Below are 11,288 nucleotides of genomic sequence, written 5' to 3'. Positions count from 1 at the left end.
ACATAGTAGTTTTTATATCGGATTATATGGTCAAACTTGGGTCAATTTTAAGGAGATTTGTATGGATTTGGTTACAGAATTAATAAGATTAAATCGCAATAAGTGTAAGTATTATCAACAAGGTCTAAGAGCTATGAGGCTTATAGAGTCTGTCTTGTAGCTGATTTCGTCCCCCCGTCAGATATTTTAGTCTAAAAAATCTTCGCTAAAAAAGTTTTTCTATTTAACAGTTTTGATTTCAACCAAATTTAAGCTACATCTCAAAACCAGACTGAATCAGAGTTATACTATATCCAGTATCCAATAAACAATGTTACTCACAAACACTACAAATCCAATTTAGGCTAAAAATCAACTCTTTTTATTTCTACTACTAAAAAATCTTGATTTCTCATTCTTTTGAGCGGTGTTACTAGGTTCGGAGTAATCCCAAGAGTGCATTTGACGGAAAGGAAGACCCATCTTTTGGAAGACATACTTCTCTTTCACACCAGAAGCAACTAAGTCTGGCTTCAGTGCTTTGATGAATTCTTCAAATTCAAAAGCGGTAACGTCGTCATAAACGATGGTTCCGTTTTCAATGTAGTGAGTAGTACGTTTGTAGTCATCATTATGAGCGAACTCATAACCAGTACCAATCATCTTCATTCCCAAATCTTGGAAAGCGGGAACAACGTGACGAGGACGTAGACCACCAACCATCATTGCAACTGTCTTACCTTCCAAACGGGGGCGATATTTACCAACAATCGCATCCATTGTGGGTTGGTACTTAGCAATTACCTTCTCAGCATTTGCTTGAATCTTCGCGTCAAACTTAGAAGCGATTTCGCGTAAAGATGCAGCAATCTTGGTAGGTCCGAAGAAATTATACTCAAGCCAGGGTATACCATAAGCTTCTTCCATGTGACGGCTGATGTAGTTCATCGAGCGGTAACAGTGGATGAGGTTCATCTTCACGTTTGGTGTCATCAACATTTCGTTGATTGTACCATCACCAGACCATTGAGCAACAACGCGCAAACCGATTTCTTCTAAAAGAATGCGGCTGGCCCAAGCATCTCCACCGATGTTGTAGTCACCGATGATGGCTACGTCGTAGGGAGTACCTTCAAACTTCAATGTACCGTCTTTCTTAGCCTTGTCTGCTCTGGGGAATACCCAGTCACGAATCATGTCGTTAGCGATGTGGTGTCCTAAAGACTGAGACACACCACGGAAACCTTCGCAACGGACAGGAATAACTGGCTTACCAATTGTTTTAGATGTCTTCTTAGCTACTGCTTCGATGTCATCTCCAATTAGACCGATGGGACATTCAGATTGAATAGAAACCCCACGGTTTAAGGGGAATAATACGTCTAATTCTTCAATTAATTTGGTGAGTTTCTTGTCACCACCAAAAACGATGTCGCGTTCTTGGAAGTCAGAGGTGAAGTGCATGGTACCAAAGGTATCAATACCTGTTGTACCAATGTAGTAGTTACGACGACCAGACCAAGACCAGTAACCGCAACCTACGGGACCGTGGCTGATGTGGATCATGTCCTTAATAGGACCCCAAACCACACCCTTGGAACCTGCGTAAGCACAACCACGAGCGGTCATTACACCAGGAAGGGATTTGATGTTAGATTTAACACCACAATCAGCCTTACCTTCTTCAAATACGTTTAAGTGCTTTTCGCGCTTTTTAGCAGCTTTTTCGGGGTAAGCTTTCAGAACTTCTTTAACTAGTTCTTTTCTTTGTTCAACGATCTTCTTGTCATCTGGAGGAGTCATATTCTGTCTCTCTTGCTCCTAAGGAACGGGGATAGGGATGGGGGGTTTGGGGACTTAATGTCCCCTGTGGGGAGGGAAAGGAAGGTAAAAAGGAAATTATGTAGTGTTTTCCTTTTTCCGTCTCCTAAATTATCAATTACTACTTGGTAGCACCTGCGGGCTTACCAATGATTTCAGCGTGCTTGGTGTCATCATCAAGAATACCGAATTCAATCAACAATGCTTCCAACTCATCCATTTCAATTGGTGTGGGGATGGTGAGGTTCTTGTTGTTGATGATCTTCTTAGCTAATGCGCGGTATTCATTACCCTGATCGCTATCAGGTGCGTACTCGTTAACTGTCATCCGACGCAATTCTGCGTGTTGAACGATGTTGTCACGGGGTACGAAGTGAATCATTTGAGTGTTCAAACGTTCAGCCAAGGTTTCGATCAATTCGATTTCACGGTCAACCTTACGGCTGTTACAGATCAAACCACCTAAACGTACACCACCGGAGTGAGCATATTTGAGAACACCACGAGCGATGTTGTTTGCAGCGTACATCGCCATCATTTCACCTGATGTAACGATGTAGATTTCTTGTGCTTTACCTTCACGGGAAAGAGTAATAATATAATTTTTCAAGCCGGAAAATGTTTATTTTCAACAATGTTTGCCGTAATCATTGTCTGAGATGAACAGCTTTTTTATTAGGGTAAATCTAGGGTATGGACAGAACACAGGAAGCATTTGCCGATTTTCACCAAACAGCTATCACCGATGGGGGATATTTAGGCAGAATGCAAGCAGTAGAAAATCAAGAAAATCACCTAACGGCAAAACTAACGACAGAATTAAAAGCAATTAATGCTAGACTAAGAGCCGCAAGGGTAAGTGTTTCTGTCAGAAAATCCGGTAATTCATTACAGTTAAGAACTACCTTACCTATTAAACCAGGTGATATTGATAAAAACGGTATCGGCACAAAGCAATATGATATTTCTTTGGGGATACCATTTAGTTTTGATGGTTTAAACACTGCGGAAGAAGAAGCTAATGAGTTAGGAACTCTCATTGCTAGAAAACAATTTATTTGGACTGATAAATATTTAGGCAAAACTAGATTTAAAGCGAAATTTATCACGATAGGAGAGTTGATTTCTGAATTTGAGCAAAACTATTTTCAAACTAGAAAACGCACTCTCAAAAGTAACAATACGTTTAATAGTTATTTCTATATTGCTAAAACACATTTACCGAAAGATAAATTAGCGATAAATGCCAATTTTATTGATGCTGTTAAATTTTGCTCATCATCGGATAGTGTGAAAAATGAATTGATTAAAGTAATTAGGGTTTTGTGTAAATGTTCTGGTGTAGAAGTTCCAGAATTGAGTAATTTAAAAATCAAGGCTATTTCTCAACGTAAACGTGATATACCTACTGATGCAGAGATAGAACAGGAATATCTGAAGTTTGAAAATTATGCTATTAATCGTTCTAGTAAGTTGACAACTAGAGAAGATAGAAATAATTGGAAATTGTGGAGATGGGTTTATGGGATGTTAGCAACTTATGGATTAAGACCAATTGAAATTTTTGTTAATCCTGATTTAAATTGGTGGCTATCATCAGAAAATGTGATGAATACATGGCGTGTTAATGAGGAATGTAAAACGGGAGAAAGGGAAGTTTTACCATTATATCCGCGTTGGGTAGAAACTTTTAATTTAAAAGCAGATATAGAAGCAATTGAGTTGTTAAAAGCAAAAATTAAAGATAAAGTTACAAGTCGAGAAATCAACTCTGCACGACATGGTACAGATAGATGGTTTAGATTTGTGGGGATTCCTTTTCAACCTTACGATTTACGGCATGGTTGGGCAATTAGAGCGCATTTAATGGGGATTCCGATTAAAGCTGCTGCTGATAATTTGGGTCATTCTGTGAATATGCACACATCTATTTATCAAAAGTGGTTTAGTTTAGAAAATCGTAAAGTTGCAATTGAGGAAGCGATTAAGAAAAAATCGAAGGTGGAAGATTTACAGGATATGGTGATTAGATTGGAACAGGAAAATGAGAGGTTGAGAATTGAGAATGAAAGGTTGCGGTTGCAGATAGGAAATCAAGAGTTGATGAGAATGATTAATTAAATAACTAAAGTTCAGGAATATGTTCAGTTTCGTAATTTTCAATTAAAACTCCGATGACTTCCATTAACGATGCAAGCGGATGGTTTTCATCTTCACCAACTTTATCTATCAGAGAATCTAGGATATCAACTAAGTGTTCATATTCCTCTTCTGTGTGAGGAACAAAGACGTTTTTGCCAATGGATGACCAAGCATTAATGGTTTGCTCAAGGTTAAAAGTTTGCATTGTATATTATTTTCTTCTTGGATGTACCTCAAAAGCTAAATCTGCACGATAAAAACACACATCAAACTCTGCAAAAAAATTCATGTGTCCAAGTAGTACGGGTGCTTCTCTAGATTCTGTCCAAGCAAATGCAAGCAAAACAGGCAAAAATTCAGCAATGGTAGCTGATACAATTAATCCCCGTGCTTGGAAATGAGCTAAATTCCCAGTTAACTGAATTGGAACTTTTTGCTGTTCCCAAATTGCTCCTAGTTGCAGACCTATTTCATAGGGTAATACATTAACGCTTGCACCTGTATCTAGCAAAGCCATAACTTCAATAGAACGGTTTTTGTGAGTCAATGTTAATGGTAAATAAGGCATATTGCTAGAAACACCAGGAGTATTACTTCGCTCAATAAAGGGAAATCTTCTACTCTCAAGCATGGCCTTCTTCCTTTGCTGCTGTTAGCATATCAGATAATGTTTGAGCAGCTTCATGGGCATCATAAGGAGACCAAACAACAGCTTCAGTAGATGCTAATTGTTCCAGCAGCAAGTTTTCTTGTTCTTGATTATCAGTTGATTCTAAATTACATCCTTCTTCTTTTGCTACGGCTAATAATAGAAAATGAATAAGACGCAATTTGTCTTGGTGAGATAGCTGACTAACAGTAGGTAGTAATTCATTTAGAGGCATATTGCAAGTTATGACAGTATTGGATAATAATCCTAAGATAACAATATTTTAATCGCACTCCATCAACCCAAAAGACCGAAAATGAGATCGCACTCAAACCACAACACCAGAAAAGCGATCGCACTCATTCTAAAAAATATCAGACTTAAATGCTAACTACTAAGGATTCACTATAACACGAACTGTCAGCTTGTCATTACCAGATTTACTTAAATCACGAATCAATGCTTCAGAATTTTTAAGAAGTCCTTCAGGATCATAAATAAAACACAACAAGTATTCGCAATCTGGATGACTTTGATATCTAATAATATCTTCAGCTAATTCAGTAGTAATTTCTTTATCTTTCAGACTTTCACGAGTTTTCTTGACTTCTATACCTATTTTTTCTTCTTTTAGTAAGAAATCCATTCTTGATGAACTACCAGCAAAACTAGGCATTCCTTCTTCTTTCCTAATATTAACAAAATCAATTTTTAAAAGAGCGTATAATAAATCTTGCACATCATATTCATCTTTTATTTTTAAAGTTTCTCTTATTTTTCCCTTATCTGAACGTCTTAGTTCTAACTGTTTGGCAATGGAATGAAAACGTTGACAAATAAAAATAAGTCTATCGATAGCTTTCTGTATACCTGTTTCCTGATAGGTTTTTTCAGACAAGTAAGTTTCTACTTCATTTAATGATAAAGCATGGTTTACAGCACTAAGAACCTCATGATTAATTCTACGTATTTCAAAGACGGGTATTGGAGGCTCTTTGCTCTCTATTTCATAGTGATCAAATACATCTGCAAAAATAGTATCCTGTCTTGAAAGAGTATCTCGAAACCTTATCAGAGTATTTATAAGTTGTTCTGGAGAGGAGAAGGCCTCAGGTATGCGTAAATCCCAAAATGTTTCTTCTATATTGGAAACAATATTGAAGAGTGCTTGTCCAACTTCATCATGTTTGTAATAAAATCCATAACCCTGATGAGGTTTGAGATTCTTCAGATCCTCGCGGTATTCTTGGATCTTAGCTTTAAAAAACCTGCTTAAGTAATCTTGAACCTCTGATAAATAAATCTGCATTATTTCTCTCTATACTTTTTGAAAAGTAACATTAATAGCTTAACTTACTTCTGCACTATCTCAAATATCATAATCCTAAAGTCTATTTCAAATTATTAGATCAAATATAGCTTTATGCTAACTTGTATTCTACTGTAGAATATTGTAACCAAGTCTCTTGCTCACTCTCTGTTTCCTGCTTTGATAAGTAAATTCATAAATAAAATCAACTGGATATATTAACCCATTTATCAAAAATTATGTATCCCTATTGACGCTAGGGACAAAATAGGGTAAACAAAAGAATATAAACAAAGCAAAATGTCCATTTGACTAAAATTTTCCAGGGCATAAATAGGGCATAAAAAAACAAAATTTCCAACCAATCGCATTAACAAAAACCCTATTCAACATAGCTGACTCTTCACGGTAAAATGAAGATTAAAAAAAAACGAAATGTTCTACGTCAATCACTGACGGTTTTCCGTTATGGTGGACGGGCTGTAAGCTTAGTATGGACTACTAGTCGCTCGCTGACTATTCTTCTGGCTAGTTTAACTTTAGTGGCTGGTCTTTTGCCGGCGACGATATCCTACATTGGTAAATTAATTGTTGATGCGGTGGTATTTGCCTCCTCTCAAGTTAATTTAGACAGTAATGGTGTTGTCAATAATTCTGGAGCTTTATTATATGTAGGATTAGAAGCGATCGCTGTAGTTCTACTAGCAGGCAGCCAACGGGGAATCACCATTTGTCAATCCTTACTACGGGCGCTACTGGGGCAGCGGGTGAACGTACTCATCTTAGAAAAGGCGTTGACACTGGATCTGCGGCAGTTTGAAGACTCAGAATTCTATGATAAATTGACCAATGCACGCAGAGAAGCATCCGTCCGTCCCCTTTCCCTAGTCACCCGCACTTTTGGCTTGGTACAAAATGCCCTTTCCCTGCTTACCTATGGTGTTTTACTAGTAAATTTCTCAGCTTGGGCAGTAGTAATGCTGATTTTGGCAGCTATGCCTGTATTTATTGCCGAAACGAAGTTTGCTGGAGAAGCCTTTCGCTTATTTACTTGGCGTGCGCCAGAAATTCGTCAACAGCATTACTTAGAAAATCTGTTAGCCAGAGAAGATTTTGTCACAGAAGTCAAACTCTATCAGCTGGGAGAGATGCTGCTAGGACGTTATCACAACCTGTTTAATCAACTCTACGGACAAGACCGTGATTTGACTCTACGGCGAGGGCTATGGGGGTATCTCCTAAGTTTAGTTAGTACAGCTGCTTTTTACTTAGCATATGCTTGGATTGTTTTGGAAACAGCTGTAGGTAGAATTTCCTTGGGAGATATGACAATGTATCTCACCGTGTTTCGCCAAGGACAGTCTACTTTTGCCAATGCCCTCATTTCTATTGGCGGAATGTATGAAGACAACCTATATTTATCGAATCTCTACGATTTCCTGGAAGAGGAAGTACCACAGCCTTGGGGTCAGGCTACCACTGGTTTTAATCCCCAAGATGGTATCCGTTTTGAGAATGTATCATTTACTTATCCGGGAAGTTCTGTACCTGCGTTGAGAAACATTTCCCTGCATTTACAACCTGGAGAGAAACTAGCAATTGTGGGTGAAAACGGTTCCGGCAAGACCACCTTAATCAAACTACTTACCCGACTTTACACCCCTGACTCTGGGCGGATTTTATTAGATGGCTTGGACTTGCAGGAATGGGATGTGGATGTGCTACGTCGTCGCATTGGTGTGATTTTTCAGAACTTTGTCCGGTATCAGTTCACTGTGGGTGAGAATATTGGCGTTGGCGATGTAGAACATTTAGACAACAAGACCCGCTGGCAAACTGCTGCCCAAAAAGGCATGGCCGAATCTTTTATTGACCAATTACCTCAAAGCTTCCAGACGCAGCTTGGTCGTTGGTTTAAGGGAGGACAGGAACTTTCTGGAGGACAGTGGCAGAAAATTGCCCTGTCTCGTGCTTTTATGCGATCGCAAGCAGATATCTTGGTGTTGGATGAACCTACATCGGCAATAGATGCCCAAGCTGAGTTTGAGATTTTTAATCATTTTCGGGCTATTACTCAACATCAGATGGTACTTTTGATTTCCCACCGTTTCTCAACGGTACGCATGGCTGACAAAATCGCGGTTATAGAAGATGGCGTTGTTGTGGAACTGGGAACTCACGAAGAATTATTACAGGCAGGAGGACGTTATGCAAAGTTGTTTTTATTACAAGCTGCTGGGTATCAGTAGTCGCCGTCTTGACACTAGGGATAAAATAGGGTAAATAAAGGAAGAAAAATCAAACAAATTGCCCATTTCTCTCAAATTTTCCAGGGCATAAATAGGGCATAAAAAAATCAAAATTCCCAACCAATCGCATTAACAAAAACCCCAGATAAAACAGCTTATTCTTCACGGATAGGCATAGCAAAACCACCGCATACAACGTCACCTAATACGTCGTAAGATACGAAGTCTAAGTCTGTGTAAGCACCATTTTCTTCTAGGAAGTTAATAGCGGTGATAATACCACGACCAGCACAACCTACACCGGGTTCTGGACCACCAGATTCTACGCACTTAACACCACGGAAACCGGTCAACATGACTTCGTGGAGTTCCAAATCTTCAACTGCACCTCTTTCAGCAGCCAAGGAAAGAACGGTGGTTTGAGCCTTGGAGTGGAGCATCAAACGGGTAGAGTCAGCTTTAGGGTCGCAACCTACGATCATGATGCGTTGACCCATTTCAGCCATAGCTGCGAGGGTATTTTGAGAGGTGGTAGACTTACCGATACCGCCCTTGCCGTAGAAAGCTATCTGTCTAATATTTGCGTCAGTAGTCATTGTTCGTGTTTTCCTAGAATTGGTTGGTTGGTGTTTTGTCTTTCGTCTTTTGGTTCTCACGGCCAAGTTCTACGGCGGTGAGCGTGTGTAGAACGTCGCTATGGAGGCGAACGCTCTACCAAACATAGAATCAGTGTTGAGTGCATTGTATTTATTAGGTTGTGAGGATTACTGGTGTGTCATTTATCAATTGTTCTTTATCATTTGCTAATGACTAATAACCACTGACTAATGACTAATTTCTAAACTGCTTCGACAATTATTTCTTTGCTGATGCGATCGCGTAATCTCGCTTCAATCGCAACTTTCAAAGTTGCTGTGCTGCTGGAACATGAACCGCAAGCACCTTTGAGAATCACTTGTACTTTATTGCCTTCTATATCGTAGAGTTCTACATCTCCCCCGTCGGCAATTAATACGGGTCGGACTTCTTCATCTAATACTTTTTGAATCAGGGCAATTTTTTGAACATTAGTTAATGGTTTTTGTTGCCCCCCATTAAACATTGAACTAGCAATTTCTGTAGTAGCTTTCACGCCGTTGGTGTTGAGATTTGGTTTGGCGGTTTCCTGCTTTACTTCTCTTATTATATCATCAATTTTCGTTAAACAGGAACCGCATCCGCCACCAGCTTTTACATAATTTGTTACTTGCTCTGCACTGAGGAGATTATTTTGTGCAACTGCCTTTCTAATCTTGGTATCAGTGATACCAAAACAGCTACAAATTAGTACACCTTCATCATCATCATCATGGGCAGCTAAAGGAATACCTCTATAATTATAGATAGCAGCTTCTAGAGCTTCTTGACCCATAACTGAGCAGTGCATTTTCGCTTCTGGCAAACCGCCCAGGTAATCGGCAATATCTTTATTAGACACCTTTAGGGCTTCATCTAATGTCAAGCCTTTTACCATTTCGGTTAAAGCACTTGAAGAAGCGATCGCACTGGTGCAACCAAAGGTTTGAAAACGAGCATCAAGAATCTTATCAGATGCAACTTCAACTTTTAAATGCAATCTGAGAGCATCACCACAAGCAATACTGCCTATCTCTCCAGTTGCAACCTTAACACCAGCTTCGCCAGTTTCTTCAATTGCGCCCTGGTTTTTGGGATCGTAAAACAATTCTAATACTTTATCTGTGTAGTCCCACATGGCTAATTTTGGATTTTAGATTTTTGTTCTTAGATTGATTATTGGTAATTGGTAATTCGTAATTGAAATATTAATTACGAATTACGCATTACTAATTACGAATTACTAATGTTTGTGCTTGTTGTTGTAACCAACCCGCATTATCATTTTTGAAGGGAGATAAAGCGCGAAGACGTTCAACAATTTCTGGCATAACTGCGATAACTTGATCGATTTCAGCTTCGGTGGTGTAGCGACAAAGACTGAAACGAATCGAACCATGTAAAGTGGTGTAGGGTAAACCCATCGCTCTTAAAACATGGGAAGGTTCTAGAGAACCAGAAGTACAAGCAGATCCAGAAGAAGCACAAATACCGTACTTATTTAAGGAGAGCAGAATTGCTTCACCTTCAATATATTTGAAACCAATATTTGTGGTGTTTGGTAATCTATGACTAGGATCACCATTTACTTCACAGTCGGGAATTTTGGCAAGGAGAGCTTTTTCCAAGCGATCGCGCAACCGGCTTTCTCTCTTGGTTGCCTCTTCTAAATGTAGCATTTCTAGTTCCGCAGCTTTGCCCAGAGCAATAATTCCGGGAACGTTCTCTGTACCTGCTCTGCGTCCCCGTTCTTGGTGTCCACCCAGGAGGAAAGGACGGAACCGAACTCCACGACGCACATATAGAACACCAATGCCTTTAGGTGCGTGGATTTTGTGACCAGATATAGTTAACATATCTATGGTGCTGGTCTTCATGTTCAAGGGTAATTTACCTACCGCTTGGACTGCATCAACGTGGAAGAGAGCGCCGTATTCCTTAACTCTAGCACCAATCTCTTCAATAGGAAAGATAGTGCCGGTTTCATTATTGGCATACATCACCGTTACCAACGCGGTGTTACCTGTCAGGGAAGCTTCCAGTTCATCTAAATCTAACTGTCCCTTCGCATTTACTGACAAATAAGTAACAGTATAACCTTGGGTTTCTAGTTGTTTGCAGACATTTAAAACTGCGGGGTGTTCTACCTGAGTTGTGATGATGTGGCGTTTTTCTGGTTGAGCTAATAATGCAGCACGAATAGCAGCATTATCTCCCTCAGTTCCACAACTGGTAAAAATGATTTCTGATTCTTCTGCTCCCAACAAAGCCGCAATTTGTTCTCTGGCTATTTTGACACCTTTGCCAAGTTGTCCACCAAAACTGTGCATACTAGAAGGATTACCGTAATAATCCGTCAGATAAGGCAGCATTGCTTCTAAAACTGCTGGATCTACTTTGGTGGTAGCATTGTTATCGAGATAGATGCAATTCTTTTGCATTTTAGTCATTAGTTATTAATCATTAGTCATTTAGTTATTGGGGACAGAAGATGAGATGTTAATTGTTAATTATCCCCTCTGTC

Annotated in this window: 9 protein-coding genes and 3 pseudogenes; 3 read left to right on the top strand and 9 right to left on the bottom strand. The window is 39.3% G+C overall.

Annotation, left to right across the window (positions count from 1 at the left end; genetic code table 11):
• Positions 1–160 (top strand): annotated as a pseudogene (locus H6G68_RS27275) (IS4 family transposase); the annotation flags it as partial.
• A gap of 191 nt (positions 161–351) precedes the next feature.
• On the opposite strand, the gene nifD reads toward H6G68_RS27275, so the two are convergent.
• Positions 352–1,782, bottom strand: a complete 1,431-nt coding sequence (gene nifD, locus H6G68_RS18975; protein ID WP_190908033.1) for a nitrogenase molybdenum-iron protein alpha chain — start codon at positions 1,780–1,782, stop codon at positions 352–354.
• A 139-nt stretch (positions 1,783–1,921) separates the two neighbouring features.
• Positions 1,922–2,383 (bottom strand): annotated as a pseudogene (gene nifH / locus H6G68_RS18970) (nitrogenase reductase); the annotation flags it as partial.
• Between the two features lie 110 nt (positions 2,384–2,493).
• On the opposite strand from nifH, the gene H6G68_RS18965 reads away from it, so the two are divergent.
• The gene (locus H6G68_RS18965) at positions 2,494–3,921 is read left to right on the top strand and encodes an integrase (protein WP_190908032.1); all 1,428 of its coding nucleotides are present in this window, start codon (positions 2,494–2,496) and stop codon (positions 3,919–3,921) included.
• 4 nt (positions 3,922–3,925) lie between these two features.
• Here the strand turns inward: H6G68_RS18965 and H6G68_RS18960 are convergent, their stop codons facing one another.
• The 4 genes from H6G68_RS18960 to H6G68_RS18945 all read right to left on the bottom strand — a co-directional run bounded on the left by H6G68_RS18960 (position 3,926) and on the right by H6G68_RS18945 (position 5,900).
• The gene (locus tag H6G68_RS18960; protein ID WP_190908031.1) at positions 3,926–4,147 is read right to left on the bottom strand and encodes a hypothetical protein; all 222 of its coding nucleotides are present in this window, start codon (positions 4,145–4,147) and stop codon (positions 3,926–3,928) included.
• Positions 4,148–4,153: 6 nt separating this feature from the next.
• Positions 4,154–4,573, bottom strand: a complete 420-nt coding sequence (locus H6G68_RS18955) for a pepsin/retropepsin-like aspartic protease family protein (RefSeq protein WP_190908030.1) — start codon at positions 4,571–4,573, stop codon at positions 4,154–4,156.
• Entirely contained in the window at positions 4,566–4,826 is a 261-nt protein-coding gene (locus H6G68_RS18950) for a hypothetical protein (protein WP_190908029.1), read from the bottom strand. The genes H6G68_RS18955 and H6G68_RS18950 overlap by 8 nt, the downstream gene beginning before the upstream one ends.
• A 159-nt stretch (positions 4,827–4,985) precedes the next feature.
• Positions 4,986–5,900 (bottom strand): PD-(D/E)XK nuclease domain-containing protein, encoded by a 915-nt coding sequence (locus H6G68_RS18945; protein ID WP_190908028.1) that lies wholly within the window; start codon positions 5,898–5,900, stop codon positions 4,986–4,988.
• Between the two features lie 413 nt (positions 5,901–6,313).
• Between H6G68_RS18945 and H6G68_RS18940 the strand changes: the two genes are divergently transcribed.
• The gene (locus H6G68_RS18940) at positions 6,314–8,149 is read left to right on the top strand and encodes an ABC transporter ATP-binding protein (protein WP_190908027.1); all 1,836 of its coding nucleotides are present in this window, start codon (positions 6,314–6,316) and stop codon (positions 8,147–8,149) included.
• 161 nt (positions 8,150–8,310) lie between these two features.
• On the opposite strand, the pseudogene H6G68_RS18935 reads toward H6G68_RS18940, so the two are convergent.
• The 3 genes and pseudogenes from H6G68_RS18935 to nifS form a co-directional block, all read right to left on the bottom strand.
• Positions 8,311–8,745, bottom strand: a pseudogene (locus tag H6G68_RS18935) (AAA family ATPase); the annotation flags it as partial.
• A gap of 242 nt (positions 8,746–8,987) precedes the next feature.
• Positions 8,988–9,902 (bottom strand): Fe-S cluster assembly protein NifU, encoded by a 915-nt coding sequence (nifU, locus tag H6G68_RS18930; RefSeq protein WP_190908025.1) that lies wholly within the window; start codon positions 9,900–9,902, stop codon positions 8,988–8,990.
• A 91-nt stretch (positions 9,903–9,993) separates the two neighbouring features.
• Complete coding sequence (gene nifS / locus H6G68_RS18925; protein ID WP_190908038.1) at positions 9,994–11,205, bottom strand: cysteine desulfurase NifS; 1,212 nt, start codon at positions 11,203–11,205, stop codon at positions 9,994–9,996.
• Positions 11,206–11,288: the final 83 nt, after the last annotated feature.

Source organism: Anabaena catenula FACHB-362 (genome assembly GCF_014698735.1).
GTDB classification, from domain to species: domain Bacteria; phylum Cyanobacteriota; class Cyanobacteriia; order Cyanobacteriales; family Nostocaceae; genus Anabaena; species Anabaena variabilis_A.
This window is presented reverse-complemented; position numbering and strand designations above follow the sequence as displayed.

Bases quoted from the DNA above. Each gene is read 5' to 3' on its own strand.
- nifD (WP_190908033.1), bottom strand. From the start codon at position 1,782: ATGACTCCTCCAGATGACAAGAAGATCGTTGAACAAAGAAAAGAACTA.
- H6G68_RS18965 (WP_190908032.1), top strand. From the start codon at position 2,494: ATGGACAGAACACAGGAAGCATTTGCCGATTTTCACCAAACAGCTATC.
- H6G68_RS18960 (WP_190908031.1), bottom strand. From the start codon at position 4,147: ATGCAAACTTTTAACCTTGAGCAAACCATTAATGCTTGGTCATCCATT.
- H6G68_RS18955 (WP_190908030.1), bottom strand. From the start codon at position 4,573: ATGCTTGAGAGTAGAAGATTTCCCTTTATTGAGCGAAGTAATACTCCT.
- H6G68_RS18950 (WP_190908029.1), bottom strand. From the start codon at position 4,826: ATGCCTCTAAATGAATTACTACCTACTGTTAGTCAGCTATCTCACCAA.
- H6G68_RS18945 (WP_190908028.1), bottom strand. From the start codon at position 5,900: ATGCAGATTTATTTATCAGAGGTTCAAGATTACTTAAGCAGGTTTTTT.
- H6G68_RS18940 (WP_190908027.1), top strand. From the start codon at position 6,314: ATGAAGATTAAAAAAAAACGAAATGTTCTACGTCAATCACTGACGGTT.
- nifU (WP_190908025.1), bottom strand. From the start codon at position 9,902: ATGTGGGACTACACAGATAAAGTATTAGAATTGTTTTACGATCCCAAA.
- nifS (WP_190908038.1), bottom strand. From the start codon at position 11,205: ATGCAAAAGAATTGCATCTATCTCGATAACAATGCTACCACCAAAGTA.